Source organism: Brevibacterium sp. ACRRH (assembly GCF_022346365.1).
GTDB classification, from domain to species: domain Bacteria; phylum Actinomycetota; class Actinomycetes; order Actinomycetales; family Brevibacteriaceae; genus Brevibacterium; species Brevibacterium paucivorans.
Genome location: NZ_JAKRMN010000003.1, coordinates 17,426 through 31,815, shown reverse-complemented (window position 1 = coordinate 31,815; position 14,390 = coordinate 17,426). Strand labels below are relative to the sequence as shown.

The following is a 14,390-nucleotide window of genomic DNA, read 5'->3' as shown; positions in this document are numbered from 1 at the left end:
CTTTCGTGTGGGGTGTAGAGTAACGGGCCGTTTTTGGGCCGAAAACGTGAACAAAACGAACAAAATAGGTGTTTACTCTACACTCTGCATCGAGGGTTGTAGAGTAAACCGGTCTATTCGTCAGAGCTGCCAGCTACACCAGCCTCGGCGTAAGTGTCATCCGCACCCTTGTTAGCGCTACGCAGGTACTTGCGCCACCAATAAATTACCAGCAACACGATGAGTGCCGCCGCAGCCAGAATCGCCCACATCCACCATTGCCATTGCATACCAGACCCGTCAAACACCGAATCGTCACTGGGCTCCATAGGTACTTGATGCCCTGTAACTAGCAAGCGGTGCGTGTTAATGCCGTATGGGGTACACGTGATCAACGTGACCAGGTCTTTGCCTTTTTCGCGCTTAATTGAACTAGTATCTGAAGGCTCCGTTACCGTGACGTCATCGACCAAGTACTTGAGTTTCTTTCCACCAACAGCAATGTAAAAGGCGTCCCCTTTCTGGACCTTGTCGAGGTTGTCCCACATGGTCGCGTCCTGCAACCCTGTGTGAGCTGACAAGGCAGCGTGTCGTCCTTCACCATTGCCCGTGCCACCGACAGGCAAGTCGGTGCCGTAAAGGTGGCCCACACCTCGCGTGAGAGCTTCCTCTGACGTGCCGTGATAGATGGGCAAGTCTGAGTCGATCGACGGAATCACAATACGCCCCATCGCGTCAGTTTGGTCCAGAACAGACAGGTACTGTTCGTAACGCTTATATTCAGGGGAGTCCTGATCGTCAGACGTGGTCCACGCATCACTGACGCTGATCTGACCCAGCTTCTTGTTATACGTTTGCGCTTCATCCCACGCCTCATTCAGGGCCTCTGGCGGTGCATCCTTCTCTAACTTGGAGTACTCAGCCGCCGCCCGGCTCTGCTGAAAATTGTTCCACTGCGTTGCCACAACCGGGTACAACAAAACACCCAGACCAACGACCACAAGCACAAGCGCAATGTAGCCATTAATATTCACACGCTTGCGCTTCGCGCCACCACGTTTACTGGAGTGTCGCCCCATCGTCCCTCATCTATGCAACGCGCCCTGACAACGCAGGGAATAACCACCTCGGCCGCAAAATCCACAGCGAAAGCCAACCCGGTCAATTCCTAAACTTTCAGCCTTACCAGTGTAGTGCACGAACGCCGGGCCTACAGTGCACGGTTGCCCCGCGCACGAAACCTAGGGCGCTCAGTCCTGGGACGACTTTCTACGCGCAAAGATGAACACTGCCAGCAGAAGTCCAATGACACCGGCTCCCAGCAACACCGCTAGCGACCACGGGAACGACCCGTCCTCGTCGCTGGCAGAGTCAGCCTTCTTGGCCTCTCCACTCTTAGAAGGCTCAGCGGACGCGCTTGTGTGGTTTTCATGCGACGGCTCGGGGCCCGCGATGACGTCCTGGCTCTCCTCGCCCGCGTCGTTGGGGTTGCGTGGCACCGGGTCAGAATAGTCCGGCGCTCGAGTCTGCTCATCACCCGAGCTACCTGGCGCCCAGTCCGCTCCCGCCTGACCAGGGACCGTACCATTACCTGTGTCCGGGTCTTGCGTACGGTCGTTGGCATCCGGGTCGCCGTCTTTATCCTCGCCGTCCTTGTTCTTGTCATCCGGCTTGTGCTGGCCGTCCTGGCCGTCCTGGTCGGCACTCTGGTCGCCACCCTGACCGTCCTGACCATCTGGACGCTCGCCTGGCTGACGCTCGTCTTCACCCGGCGGAATCTGCCCGGGCGGTTCATTGGCGGGTGGTTCTGTTACCGGTGGCTCGTCAATAGGCGGATTCGGCCGAGGTGGCTCCTGGTCATCGCTGTCGTCTCCAGGTGGCGTTCGGCCATCGTCTGGGGGAGTCGTGGGGCTCGGTGTTGGTGTGGGGGACGCTGGAGGCTCAGGTGTGGGTTCATTGATGAACTCCACCGACCCGTTTTCGACCTTCAGCTTCACAACCCGCGGGTCGACCTGTTCACCTCTATTCTGAGGCTTGCTGGTATCGACGTGGAAGACTCTGCCATCCTCGCCGATGATGAAGTCGTGCGTCTTCACCGACCCGTCCTTTGCGCGCTCGACCGCGCTGAACGTGCTTCCTTCAGTTGCGGGTTTGCCGTCCACATACACCTGGTACCACTCGCCGCGGTTCTTCATCGACGAAGGTTTGACGGGCTTTCTCGGCTCCTCAGTAGGCTCGTCTGAGGGTTCTTCTGCAGGTTTGTCTGAGGGCTTTTCCGAAGGCTCGTCTGAGGGTTCCTCGGAGGGTTCGTCCGCTGGGTCGGGGGTGGGCTCAACGATAGGTACCGGCCCAGTTTCTGTCTCCGTTGTGGAGTCAGGTTTCTTTGTTGGTTCCGAGGTGGGTGTTGGTTCCGGCTCGGAAGTTGGCGCGTCTGTAGGTTCCGGGCTGGCCTCGGCGGTCGGCTCCGCAGTAGGCGTCGGCTCTGAGGTCGGCGTCGGCACCGCGGTAGGGGTGGGCTCAACGATAGGTACGGGCCCAGTTTCTGCCTCTGTAGTGGAGTCAGGTTTCTTCGTTGGTTCCGAGGTGGGTGTTGGTTCCGGCTCGGAAGTTGGCGCGTCTGTAGGTTCCGGGCTGGCCTCGGCGGTCGGCTCCGCAGTAGGCGTCGGCTCTGAGGTCGGCGTGTCCGTCGGTTCTGGCGTGGGCTCGGCATTCGTGACCGGCTCCGGCTCTGGAGCAGGGCTGGCCTCAGAACTAGAATCCGGGCTGGCCTCCGGCTCAGGCGTAGGGCTAGCCTCCGGCTCAGGAGCAGGGCTGGCTTCAGGGCTAGGCCCCGGGCTCGGTTCCGCATGCGTTTCCGAGGTGGTGTCAACGGGAGGTGGTGTTGCTGCAAGTGCGGGCGCACCACCGAGCATCACAGCGACGCACGCTGTGGCACATAGTGTTGTAATCCGCATGTTAAACATTTCCTGCCCGTGTGGTTCTTCCGGTCATTTATGCTACCTAATTCGACGTGGTCCGCGCCGTTTTATTTGGTGTATCCGCTGATTGTGTCTGGATTGCTACGCACAATGGCGAAGCTTTCGTCTTTGCCGACTGCTAATAGTTTCGCACTTGATTTGTACGCCACGTTGTTCGCGATGAGTGCTTGTGTGCCGTTCACTGTGGCGGGGGTGATGTTGCCACGCGGTTCGTTAAAGGCAACATCGTCTACAGTACCGTCTTGCACAAGTAGCCCGTCATCCATGGAGAACATGTATGGGCCGAACGTGGCCAGCTGGTATCCCTGTCCGCGCACCCAGTTCGCCTCGCCAACAGCATCGGTGCTTGTTGCCACTGTTGAGGCGATCTTCCCGGTATCCAACTGGTGAACGACCACTTGAATTCTGTGCCCACTGGAAACAGACGAACCGGCCTCACCCCACAACGTGACTACTTTTCCGTGCCCCGCGCTCACCCAGCGAATGACGTGGAGGTTCTCATCTGGTTTTTCGAGCTCAACCTTCTTCACCTCGCCATTTTCCACGTTCGTCACCGAAAGCGGTCCGGCAAATCTCGCGGATATAAGCGAATCACCGTCGAGCGCCATTGGGGTGGATCCCGGGTCAGGCGTGGGAAGTTGTTTCAGTCCGTCCATGCCGAAAGTCGACAACTGGTTACCTGACTTAATCAGCACGTGCGTCCCGGCCGATGACATTCGCGCACCCTCCGGCAACTTGTATTCGCGTGTGTCCTTCTCACCATCGACCAGGGCGTGCGCGGTATCGCCAATACGCCAGACAAGCGCAGCCTTGGACTCAATGTGGGTGTCCACTGCGAACTCCAGCTGCCCGTCAGCGGTGGATTCGTACTTCGTCTCTCCGTTACTGGGGTCCAGAACTGTGAGCTTTTTCCCGTCGATGATCAGCACACCTCGGTCTGATGCGGTCACGGACGCCCCGGCCGGCACTTTGTGCTCCCAGGCTGCTTGCTGGCCAAAACCGGGCACGGGCTCTCGCTGGTCTTCCACCGAACGCAGTCCGGTGGGGTTTTGACCTCCCGCCGACTCGATGCTTTGTGGCGAACCATTGTCCGGCGACCCGATGAAATGTGGCGCAAAGTACGCCGCAACCACACCCACGAGCAGAACCGCCAACACGATCCCTGGGATTGTCAGCCCACGCTTTGATTTGCGTGGCGCTTTTGTGGGCCGTGGCACTGGTGCTGAGTTTGCCCCATTTGTTGCCCGAGGTGCCCCCTGGGTCTTACCTCCACCCGCGCCTGCCGTTGCGGCCGGTGCAGCCTGTGGCGCGGGCCCGGAGAATCTGTCCGGTCGGCCGGCAGGCGTACTGTCAGTCCAGTTGCCGCGCGGGGGAGGGGTGATTGGTTGGGTTGGTTCTGTTGGTTCCGCCGCCACAGTTGGTTGCGCTGGCGGTTGTTGTGGTTTGGGTGGGTGGGTTGGCTTATTGGACGCCCGAGGTGGTTCCCCGCTGGGTGCCAGTCGCCCTTCCGGTGTGAAGGTGAGGTCGCGTGAGGTGTCGCCGTCTTGTACTGAGATGTTGACCGGCTGTTGCTTGTGCCGCGCGTATCGTGCGAGTTCGCTCATCGCCGCGCCGAGGTCGGGGAAGCTCTGCTCGGTCCCATCGAGCGTGAGATGCGCCGTGCGGTCGGCGTCGACAGTCACCTCAACACGTGGCATAGAAATGGGACCTCGATTTCTTCAAGTGGGAAAGCGTTCTTAAAGCCTAGCTATCTTTTTGTTGTAAGCGTGTTGCTTTCGCCAAACTGTTACCGGGTTTAATTGAATCGTGACTCCGTGAACGTATTTGCAAATGGTGCGCGAGCGGGTCTAAGATTATCTCTGCTGTCTGTGCACGACGGTAATGGTGGCTATAGCTCAGCTGGTAGAGCACCGCGTTGTGGTCGCGGGGGTCGCGGGTTCAAGTCCCGTTAGCCACCCCACTCTCAGACCCTCAGGAACCGCTAGAAATCAAGGTTCCTGAGGGTCTTTTCACGTTCGTGGGCTGCTGTGCCCACACTTTGCCCACAAAAACTCGGGTTAATGCTCAAAAGCCTGTGACAGATTGTGACTGGCCCTGCCCGAACGCCCTCTGATCCGGGGTGCATTCTTTGCAGGTTCAAGAGTTGTAGCTTTCAGTACCTGGCTGGCTGCACGGCAACCCTCTCCACCGAGCGGGGTGCCCCAGGGGAAGAACCGGCACGAACAACCGTTCATGCAAGTCGATGGATACCCACGTGCGCGCACGCTGGGATCTGGTAAGGAACATTCTCATGTCTAAAAACCGAAATGGCGTAGGTGCTAGCACATCTAACCACCGCAAACCCTCGGACGGATGGGGTGCCGTCCCTGAAGATGATCGCCCACTGTGGTCTCGCTACATGCTCGACTACTGCCCCTGGTTCCCTGGAGCCACCGTTATGACGCTGATCGCAGACGGAATCGTCAACGGCGGAACCCGTGCCCCTCAAGTGTGGAAGGAGACGGCCCAAGAACTGCACGGAGCCGGCTTCACCCCGCTCCGCTACTTCTTGCTCGCTGAACTGTTGTCAGGTGCGCGAAAGAAGGGCGAACTAGATGAAGAAGCGCATGGTCATCTGTTTAAACAGTGGTACCAGGAACCATGTCCAGCTTTTCGGCTCGAGGCCCAAGCCTGGAAGCCCTGGCTCGAACGACTCAAACAGGCACAGTCGCCCATCCGGGCGCTCAGCCACATGCTCCACGGGGCGAAACAGGCCCCGCTAGGCATGGTGATCAGTCTTTCTGGAGCGCCCACACGCATCGTTTCTGACTGACCACACGTGGAGTGTCTCGCCACGCCAAGCGGGTCGACGGCGATCTCTGCCGTCTGTGCAAGACAGCGCAAAGTGAGCGAAACTACGCAATATAATGCGCAGTTTCGCTCACTTTGCGCCGTCAGTAACCCCTTCGCCTTTACACCGCACCTCATGCCGTTAGGCTAATTGTGTGAGCCGATTGTTTCGCCTGATCTACCACCCGCACTTTGGGGTGCGTTCGCGTGCTTGGGCTAAGCGCGTCATGGCCATTGCTGCCTTACTGTCGCTCCTGGCAGTTTCTATTCCGATTGCAATGGAGAAAATCTCCACATCGCGCAACTACCAGCTTTTTGGCGGACTCATTAACCACGTAGACACTGAAAAGAAGCTCATCGCGCTCACCTTCGACGACGGTCCGGATGAACACACCGACCAAATCGTTTCGATGCTCGACGAACTCGATGTTCACGCCACCTTCTTTGTCATTGGCTCAGCTATGGAAAAGTACCCGGAATACGGGCGCAAACTGGCACACCACGGCCATGAGCTAGGAAACCACACGTTCAACCACCGCCCCATGCTAGGTGTTTCATACACCACGGTGGCCAAGGAACTCTCGGCCTCAGACGCCCTGATCCGTAAAGCGGGCTATTACGGCCCCGTTCATTTCAGGCCCCCTTATGGTAAGAAGGGTGCGGTCCTTCCCATGTATTTGCGTGCCCATGAACGCACCACAGTGATGTGGAGCAACCACCCTGAAGACTTCACTCGGCGCAAGCCCCAGTCCACCACCGAAATCGTCAACTACGCCGTCAAACACGCGAAACCTGGCGACATCATGATCCTGCATCCCTGGTACGGACGCGAAAATATTCGCAGCGCAATTCCCTACATCGTGAAAGAACTACGCTCGCAAGGCTACGAGTTCGTCACGCTGTCTGAGTTGCGCGCCCGCGCGTAAGTTCATACAGCGCAAAGTGAGCATGACGGCGCATTATTTTGCGCTGTTTTGCTCACTTTGCGCAGAACCCCGCGCAGAATCACGCCCAGAGTCGTGTTCGTTTCGTGCAAGCAACGAGGCACGTCGGTGCGCGCCGGCCGAAGTCATCTGCGCGGTCGCCAGGTCAGAGTCCGCATCGGCAACGATCGACTTCTCGGTCACATCGAACTTCTCGCGGTACTTGCCCAGCAACAACCGACCCTGCGAGTAAAGGGCAGTCGAAGCGTTGAACGTCATGATGGTGAACGGGTACAGGAACCACTGCCCAATCATCATGAACGACCGCATGCGACCGTAACGCACCGGCCGAGGTGTCAAGATCGACAAGAACACCAGCATGGACACCAACAGCGAAATCATCGCCACCTGCTGGATCACACCCACAACAAACGGCATGTTGGCAACAAACGACGTCTTCGACCCACCGCTTTGCAGGAGCGCAATCACAGGCACCCAACCACCGAACGCAATGATGATGGACACACACGCCAGCGTCACGTGCCCTTCAAGCAACATGAAGAACCGCACGGCTGCCGGCCAAAACGGCGCCTTTTTATCAGCAATTCCCTGTGCTGCATACGGCACATCAGACGCTCCATACGACCAGCGCGCAAGCTGCTTGAACTGCGCCACAATGGACTGCTTAAGCGTTCCAGCCAGAACGGCGTCTTGGAAAATGGGCACGTGAATCGCGGTGACCTTGTAGTCCCCGCCAAAGTGGAAGTAGGAACGCCAGTACTGGTGACCATCCTCAACAATCGTGCGCTTGGACCAAAAGTCCATCTCCACCAACGCGTCCAGCGACTGCGAGTGCGACGCGAAGTTACGCAACGCGAACGGGCGTACCGTTGTCGTTAAGTTAAAGAAGCAGTTAGCTGAGGCAATAACGCGCGTAATCGCTGGAGCATCCCAAATGTTGCTCAAGTACAACGCGATGGGCTGGTAGGACCGGCGCTTACGCTCAGGATCAGCAATGTATTCATACGACACGTAGTCGAAGTAGCTTTCGTACGGCTTGTTGTCACAGTCCAGGGTTGTAACAATGACGTTTGAGTAGTCGATTCCCTGCTCGTCCGCCCACTCCTGCACCCGGTAGCCGGCGTACGTGATGTTCGCACCCTTACCGGCGATCTCATCGGGGAGGTCACGCGGGTGCTTGATCAGTTCGAACTCACGGAACTTGTGCCCGTACTCATCCTTCAACCGGTTGACGGTCCGCTCGATCTCTTCACCACCTCGTTCTTCATATGCGAAGAAGATCGCCAGCTGTTCTCCCGGCGTTGTGGTGTACTGCAAACCACGCACCGTGGGTGCAATGACCTCATACGACTCGTTGTAGGCCGCGATGATGACTGCGTGAACAATGTCGTTGGGGTGGATGTAGTCTTCCGGGTTGCTCTTCATGAGGTCGAGCAGTTCCCGGTGACGGTGTACGTTAAACGACCCAGGCGGGCTAGGTGGCACGCGCTTTCCGTCGAGCGTTAAGCCAATGTCAGTGAGGCGCGACCCCCAGTCGACGCGCGCCGAACGCTTGTACCTGTTGTATCCGCGAACCAGGTCGAATGCACCGCGCACACCGCGGATGAACATAAACCCGACGACCAGCAACACGTAAACAGAACCCACAATTGGCGAAATCGCAGAAAGCACAACGAGCAACACCAACGCGCCGTAGCTCATCAGCGCCGGAAGCAATTCGAAGAAGCGGTAAAGCGCTCTACGCTTTCCCAATGGGATTTCGTTGTCCACGTAATCACCTTACTTAAGTACAACAGGGCAACTTCTCATTATAAGAAGCACTTTGAGCGTTTGTGGCGGATGAGCTGTAAATAAGGTGGGGGAGCTGTGTGAAACGCCCCACGTTGGGCTGGCTACGACTACGCCTGGGAGTCTGGCGAGGGAGCCTCGCCGTCTTGAACGCCAGTGACAGCGCGGGAGGCTTTGATCGCCGCGTCGGTGGTGACGTCCTCGACGAACGCCACGTTGCGGTAGTACTTGAGTTCCTGAATCGAATCGAGGATGTCCCCAAGTGCCCGGTGCCCGCCGGTTTTTTCCGGTGCGTTGAAGTAAGCCTTTGGCAACCACCTCTTGGCGAGTTCTTTAATGGTGGACACGTCGATAATGCGGTAGTGCAGGTAGTCCACGATTTCCGGCATTTGTTTCTGCAGGAACGCTTTGTCTGTGCCCACCGAGTTGCCTCCCAGCGGAGCCTTTCCCGCCTCGGGCACGTGCTTCTTGATGTAGTCCAGCACAGTGGTGGCCGCGTCTTGGACGGTGGTTCCGGCGTCAAGTTCGTTAATAAGGCCCGAGGTGGTGTGCATGTTGGTGACGAATTCGTTCATGTTTTCGCGGGCCCGCTGCGATGGCTTAATGATGACGTCAACGCCTTCGTCGACGGGGTTGAGATCAAAGTCAGTCACTATCGCAGCGACTTCAACCAGTTCGTCGAGCCCCAGTTCAAGGCCGGTCATTTCGCAGTCGATCCATACAATTTTGTCTATAGCCACGATTAGATTGTACGTGCGGGCGCATCTTTGGCCACCAGACGTTGATCCTCGTCCACACCTGGGCAATACCTGACAGCCAGCGAGCGAATCCTTAACTAGCGCTCAGAGTTGCGGTTTCAATGTTTCTATAGAATAGTTGTCGATCTTTGTTGCCTTCGTTAGGGGAAAGTGTGCGTTATGCCTTGGCAGGCGTCCTGATCGTCGTGGGTCTGATTACTGGTTTGATTGGTGTTGCCCAAAAGACTATCTGGGCTCCCGATGACCAAATCGTTGCCCAAGCTGATCTGGGAGACCCAGGCTCTGTTGTCGTTGTTGAGCCTGGCGTATTGAACCTATACGACGGTGCCGCTGATCTGAAGGTAGAACACGACGGACCCATCTCGATCGCACGCGCCAGCAAAGAAAACGTCGACGCCTGGGTCGACTCCGCAGCACACACTAAGGTCACCGGCGTGAAAAGCGAAACGGAGCTTCGCACTGAAAAGGTTGACGGTGACGAAGAAACCCCTGCCGTGAACGACGCTGACCTCTTCACCTCGGTGGAATCCGGCGACTCCGAACTCAGCATGCACTGGGAAGAAGACCCGGGACGCACCGCATTCGTGGTGAGCTCAGACGGTAGAACACAGGTCGACGGCAAGCTGTCGATTTCGTGGCCAAACCCCGCTTCAACCCCATGGGCGATCCCACTTATGGTGATCGGTGCGATCCTCATCATCCTGGGTATCGTGCTGGCATTCCTGGCCAACCGCACCGCTCGCCGTGAAAAGGAACGCCGCAAGAAGCGCGCAGAACGTCGTCGCAAGCTCGCCCAGATGGGAACCGCGTTCGTGATTGTCCCTGGTCTGGCGCTCGCCGGGTGTTCAGGGCCTGAACTTCCTGAACCCGAACCCGAAGAAGCCCCAGAAAGCCCTGGCGGTGTCATCTCGGATGACCAGTTGAACTCAATCCTGGAACGCATCTCATCGACCGTGTCCGGTGCAGACGAAAAGAACGACACCAAGGCCCTCGAAGAACGTGCCACCGGGCCGTTCCTCGAACAGCGCAAAGCCGCCTACGACATCAAGAAGAAAGACAAAGATTTCAAACTTCCTTCCGCCCTGGCGACACAAAGTGTGAAGGTGAACTTCACCTCGGCGACGGACACGTGGCCCCGCGTCACTTCTGCGGTGACCTTCGACGAGAAAACCAACCAAACCCAGGTGTTGGTGCTTAGCCAGGAATCACCTCGGGACAATTACAAGGTGTGGGCCCAAGCCGTCATGCTGGGCGGAAGCGAGTTCCCGTCCGTGAACGACTCACGCCAGGGATCGGAACTGTTGCCACCGGATGCGGACGGTCTGGCCATGACGCCTACCGACGCGGTGAACACGTACATCGACATTCTGAAGAACGGCGGCAAAGCGAAGAACGTCAAGTCCTTTGAGGACGACCCATTCCGCAAGCAGACCGCTGACGGCCAGCGCAAAGCAGCTGAGGCGCTCAAAGACGGAAACGCTGAAGTGAAGTTTGAGTACAGCCGAGGTGACGAACTGGTCGCGCAGAGGGCGGCAGATGGTTCGGCGATGGTTGTGGGATCGGCTGTGCAGAAAGTGACGTACTCGCCTGAAAAGGTTGACGACCGCAAGGGTCAGCTGTCGATCGACAAGCCACAGAGCGAAATCGTGGGGAAGAGGGAAACCGACCAGAACCTCACCACTGAATACCGCCAGGTCTACGCGTTTATCGTTCCTAAGGGCGAAGGAAAAGCACGCCTGATTGGGCTGACTTCCGTGCTTTCGGGTGCAAAGATCGAAGAAGGCAACGACAGTAACGACGAAGGCAACAACGACGGTGGCGACAATGGCGGCGACGGCAACGACGAAGGCAACGACAGCGACAACGAAGAGTGACGCTGACGGCGCCTCGCCGGCCACCGCGCACACGAGTGTCGGCGTAGTCGCCCGCACGCAACCGATAAGCTAGACGTTCACAGGGAAAGGTCACAAGGTGAGCAACGAAGGCGTATTCGACCCACGGCAACAAGAAGCACAATCACAGGGGCTCGATCTGTCAGCAGTTCGCACCCCCGCGCGGAACGCTGGCGCAGGAGCGCAGGCAGGAGCGCCAGCAGGTGCTCAGCACCAAGCCCAGCCTGCTCAGGACCCCAACACGGTGAACGTGCCGGCGCTGGTGCTCGACGTTGACGAACAGTCATTTGAAGCTGTTGTCCAGCTGTCGACTCAGGTTCCGGTTGTCATTGACCTGTGGGCTGAATGGTGTGGGCCGTGCAAGCAGTTGTCGCCGGTAATCGAAAAGGTGACCAGGGACTACGACGGTCGGATAGTTCTTGCCAAGATCGACGTCGACAAGAACCCACGCATTCAGCAGGCGTTTGGTGTTCAGTCCATTCCCACCGTTGTAGCGCTTGTCAAGGGCCAGCCCGTTCCACTGTTCCAAGGTGCGACCCCCGAACCACAGGTCAAGCAGCTGTTTGACCAGCTACTCGCGGCGGCTGCTCAGGCCGGTGTCAACAAGCGAGCAGTCACGGGTGAAGCTACCCAGCAACCCGCTGGCCCCAAGCACCCAGAAGCCATCGAGGCACTTGAGGCAGGTGACCTGGACCGCGCAGCGCAGGTGTACCAGGACGCACTAAACGAAACACCTGGCGACGAAGAAGCCAAGAGCGGTCTAGCGCGCGTTGAACTGTTGCGTCGTACACGTGGAAAAGACCTCGCCGAGGTCCGCGCCCGCGCCGCTGCCGACCCCAGTGACGTCGACGCCGCCCTTGAGTGCGCGGATCTCGACATCAGCGGAGGTCACGTGGACGACGCATTCGCACGCCTGATCGCTACCTTGACCAAGGTCGCAGGAGACGACAAGGAGCGTGTCCGCAAACGCATTCTTGAACTATTCGAAGCTGTTGGCCCATCTGATCCGCGCGTGACTCAAGCGCGTGGCAAACTCATGCGCGCGTTGTTCTAATGGTTCGTCTGGTTCTATCTGGTCTGAGCGCTCTGGTTGGAGTGCTCAGTCTCATCTTGGTTATTTCGGCCCTGTCCGTTGTGGGGTTTGACGATGTGTCAGAGACCAAACCCCACAAGGTCTCTGACGGCACGTACGCGGTTGTGTTTGACCAGCAGAACATTCCGTTCACCAAAACTAAGGCCACAATCAGCGCCACGTCTGATGAGCCCATCATGCTGGGTGTGGCTAATGGAGTGGACTCGTCCAGCTACCTCACGGGTGTCAAGCACGAAGAAATCACCGAAGTGAAATTCCCCCGCGACATCACCACGCGTTCTGTAGCAGGGGAGGGCCAACCGGCCAAGAATGCTCAGAGCCGTGACTGGTGGATCGACTCCACAGAAGGCACCCACGTTTCGCGAACCTTTGACGTGGACGGCGAACCTCAAACGATCGTCATTGCTCCTTCCGGAGATAACCCCAACCTCGACGGCACCACCGTAAACATCTCGGTAGAAATGAAGGGTGTTTTGGCGTTCTGCTTGCTGGGAATCGCGCTGGCCATCATCGCGTTTGCCGTGGCTTTCGCGCTCTACATGTGGTGGAGGAACGAGCAACCTCGCGTGAAGAAAAAGACGAACGTAGCTCGTGATGCGAAGAGCCCCGAGGCGTCCGCAGGTTCCCGGATTGCGCAAAAAGTTCGCGCGGCCTCCAAAAACCGCACTGCCCGAGGTGTAGGTTCCCTTGCCGTTGTGACGGCAGTGTCGCTCAGTGGTTGTGGGTTGCCGGTCGCTCAGCCTCAGCAACCTGAGATTGAGAAGTACACGCGTCCCGGTATCCGCCAGGGTGAAGCGTCTAAGTTCCTCAAAGGCTATTCGGATCAGCTCGACGAGGCGCTCAAAGGTGACCACAAGAAACTCGATCAGATCCAGACCGGGCCACTCTTGCAACGGACGCGTGCCGAAGTCGCGATTGCCGACAAAACCGACAACAAACTGTCGTCTCCGCGGTTCTCATCAGTTCTGGCAGCTAGCCCCAATTTCGACAAGTACCCCATGTGGTTCATCGCTTTTGGAGCTGTGGATAAAAAGGACGCCGGTTCGCAAGCACTTCTTGTGACCAGGGAGTCAGCGACAGAAGAATGGACTGTCACACAAGCGCTTTTCGTTCCCGATGACCAGGTCCCCGGTTTCGAAGTTGACGAAGGCGGATCCGCTCAACTCGCCCCAGGCGGGTTCACTAAGAAACTTTCTGACACCTCGGACGCGGTTGCCAAATACTTAAGCGACGGCAAGAAGGAACACCTGGACGGCGCCAAGATCACAACCGAAGGTGATGCGTTTTCAGACTTCCGCAAGTACGTGGACAGCTACTCAAAGGGTGAGAACAAGTTCGACAAGGTGAAAACCGAATGCAAGCCCTACGAGGACGTCAACCTCGCCAAGCACGCGCTCAAGACCACCGACGGGGCCGTAGGTTTTGGCGAGATCCGGTGTTCGCTCACCCTTGAGGTGCCGGCCGAATACGCGGTCACACTCCCCAAAGCGGTTGAAGCGGTCAAGACCACGGAAGAAAAGGGTAACAAGATCACGATTGAGACCTCGGTGCCCATCATGGTGCGCGACGGCAAGGACACAAAAGCGGTGAGTACCGGCTGGTTCCTGCTGGAATCACGCACTGAAAAGAACTAGGAGCTCGCTAGCGCGGGGTTATGCCTGCGCAGCACGGGCTCGGCGGCCTACGCAGCGCGGGCTCGGCGTCCCACGCGGAGCAACCAGAAAAGCCCCACGAACGGCAAGACCAACGGCACGAACCCGTAGCCAATCCCAAACGTGGACCACACCGTGGCCTCTGGGAACAGTTCAGGGTGCAGCACCGAAAGTAGGCCGACCGCCAAAACACCCACGAGCTCAACGGACACCGCGGCTACGGCAATGTGGTGCGTCACCTTGTTGCCAATGACCAGGCACACTATGGCCACTACGTACACGACAGCGGCAAACAGGCTGAGCGAGTATGCAAGAGGTGCGTGTTGAAAGTCTCGGTAGAACTGGTAGCCGGCTCGTGCGGTGGCAGACAGGGCGAAGACACCGTAGACCGCGGTGAGCACTCGACCCGGGCCAGAGTGCATGGCCGAATACGGGCTCTGCGCCACCTTGGCTTTGCGGTCAGCAGCGTCGGCGCCC

11 protein-coding genes, 1 tRNA gene and 1 riboswitch are annotated in these 14,390 nt (G+C 58.0%); of the genes, 6 read left to right on the top strand and 6 right to left on the bottom strand.

Annotated features, from left to right (window positions below):
* Positions 1-113 precede the first annotated feature (113 nt).
* The 3 genes from MHX53_RS03710 to MHX53_RS03700 form a co-directional block, all read right to left on the bottom strand.
* Positions 114-1,058: a class C sortase gene (locus tag MHX53_RS03710; protein WP_275433533.1), complete on the bottom strand. Its 945-nt coding sequence runs from the start codon at positions 1,056-1,058 to the stop codon at positions 114-116.
* 171 nt (positions 1,059-1,229) lie between these two features.
* Entirely contained in the window at positions 1,230-2,933 is a 1,704-nt protein-coding gene (locus MHX53_RS03705) for a hypothetical protein (protein WP_239271327.1), read from the bottom strand.
* Between the two features lie 71 nt (positions 2,934-3,004).
* A complete protein-coding gene (locus MHX53_RS03700) occupies positions 3,005-4,654 on the bottom strand; it encodes a hypothetical protein (protein WP_239271326.1) in 1,650 nt (549 codons plus the stop codon).
* Positions 4,655-4,841: 187 nt separating this feature from the next.
* Between MHX53_RS03700 and MHX53_RS03695 the strand changes: the two genes are divergently transcribed.
* The 3 genes from MHX53_RS03695 (at position 4,842) to MHX53_RS03685 (ending at position 6,712) form a co-directional block, all read left to right on the top strand.
* Positions 4,842-4,917: transfer RNA gene (locus MHX53_RS03695), tRNA-His, on the top strand.
* 174 nt (positions 4,918-5,091) lie between these two features.
* Positions 5,092-5,204, top strand: a riboswitch (SAM riboswitch).
* Between the two features lie 43 nt (positions 5,205-5,247).
* Complete coding sequence (locus tag MHX53_RS03690; RefSeq protein ID WP_239271325.1) at positions 5,248-5,769, top strand: hypothetical protein; 522 nt, start codon at positions 5,248-5,250, stop codon at positions 5,767-5,769.
* A 172-nt stretch (positions 5,770-5,941) separates the two neighbouring features.
* The gene (locus MHX53_RS03685; RefSeq protein WP_239271324.1) at positions 5,942-6,712 is read left to right on the top strand and encodes a polysaccharide deacetylase family protein; all 771 of its coding nucleotides are present in this window, start codon (positions 5,942-5,944) and stop codon (positions 6,710-6,712) included.
* A gap of 33 nt (positions 6,713-6,745) precedes the next feature.
* On the opposite strand, the gene MHX53_RS03680 is transcribed toward MHX53_RS03685, so the two are convergent.
* Both MHX53_RS03680 and orn read right to left on the bottom strand, forming a co-directional pair.
* Positions 6,746-8,500, bottom strand: a complete 1,755-nt coding sequence (locus tag MHX53_RS03680) for a hypothetical protein (RefSeq protein WP_239271323.1) — start codon at positions 8,498-8,500, stop codon at positions 6,746-6,748.
* Between the two features lie 128 nt (positions 8,501-8,628).
* Positions 8,629-9,258 carry an oligoribonuclease gene (gene orn / locus MHX53_RS03675; protein WP_293849544.1) on the bottom strand — a complete coding sequence of 210 codons (630 nt, stop codon included), beginning with the start codon at positions 9,256-9,258 and terminating at the stop codon, positions 8,629-8,631.
* A gap of 170 nt (positions 9,259-9,428) precedes the next feature.
* Here orn and MHX53_RS03670 point away from each other — a divergent pair, with 170 nt between their 5' ends.
* The 3 genes from MHX53_RS03670 (at position 9,429) to MHX53_RS03660 (ending at position 13,895) form a co-directional block, all read left to right on the top strand.
* Positions 9,429-11,150, top strand: a complete 1,722-nt coding sequence (locus MHX53_RS03670) for a hypothetical protein (RefSeq protein ID WP_239271322.1) — start codon at positions 9,429-9,431, stop codon at positions 11,148-11,150.
* Between the two features lie 97 nt (positions 11,151-11,247).
* The gene (locus tag MHX53_RS03665) at positions 11,248-12,222 is read left to right on the top strand and encodes a tetratricopeptide repeat protein (RefSeq protein WP_239271321.1); all 975 of its coding nucleotides are present in this window, start codon (positions 11,248-11,250) and stop codon (positions 12,220-12,222) included.
* Positions 12,222-13,895, top strand: coding sequence for a hypothetical protein (locus MHX53_RS03660; RefSeq protein WP_239271320.1), 1,674 nt, complete (start codon positions 12,222-12,224; stop codon positions 13,893-13,895). Before MHX53_RS03665 ends, MHX53_RS03660 begins: the two co-directional genes overlap by 1 nt.
* Positions 13,896-13,942: 47 nt before the next feature.
* On the opposite strand, the gene MHX53_RS03655 is transcribed toward MHX53_RS03660, so the two are convergent.
* Positions 13,943-14,335, bottom strand: coding sequence for a hypothetical protein (locus MHX53_RS03655; RefSeq protein WP_239271423.1), 393 nt, complete (start codon positions 14,333-14,335; stop codon positions 13,943-13,945).
* Between the last annotated feature and the right edge of the window lie 55 nt (positions 14,336-14,390).

What these genes read in the sequence shown, in the direction of transcription:
- MHX53_RS03705 (WP_239271327.1), bottom strand. Translation starts at nt 2,933, where the DNA reads ATGCGGATTACAACACTATGTGCCACAGCGTGCGTCGCTGTGATGCTC.
- MHX53_RS03655 (WP_239271423.1), bottom strand. Translation starts at nt 14,335, where the DNA reads ATGCACTCTGGCCCGGGTCGAGTGCTCACCGCGGTCTACGGTGTCTTC.
- MHX53_RS03710 (WP_275433533.1), bottom strand. Translation starts at nt 1,058, where the DNA reads ATGGGGCGACACTCCAGTAAACGTGGTGGCGCGAAGCGCAAGCGTGTG.
- MHX53_RS03690 (WP_239271325.1), top strand. Translation starts at nt 5,248, where the DNA reads ATGTCTAAAAACCGAAATGGCGTAGGTGCTAGCACATCTAACCACCGC.
- MHX53_RS03700 (WP_239271326.1), bottom strand. Translation starts at nt 4,654, where the DNA reads ATGCCACGTGTTGAGGTGACTGTCGACGCCGACCGCACGGCGCATCTC.
- MHX53_RS03660 (WP_239271320.1), top strand. Translation starts at nt 12,222, where the DNA reads ATGGTTCGTCTGGTTCTATCTGGTCTGAGCGCTCTGGTTGGAGTGCTC.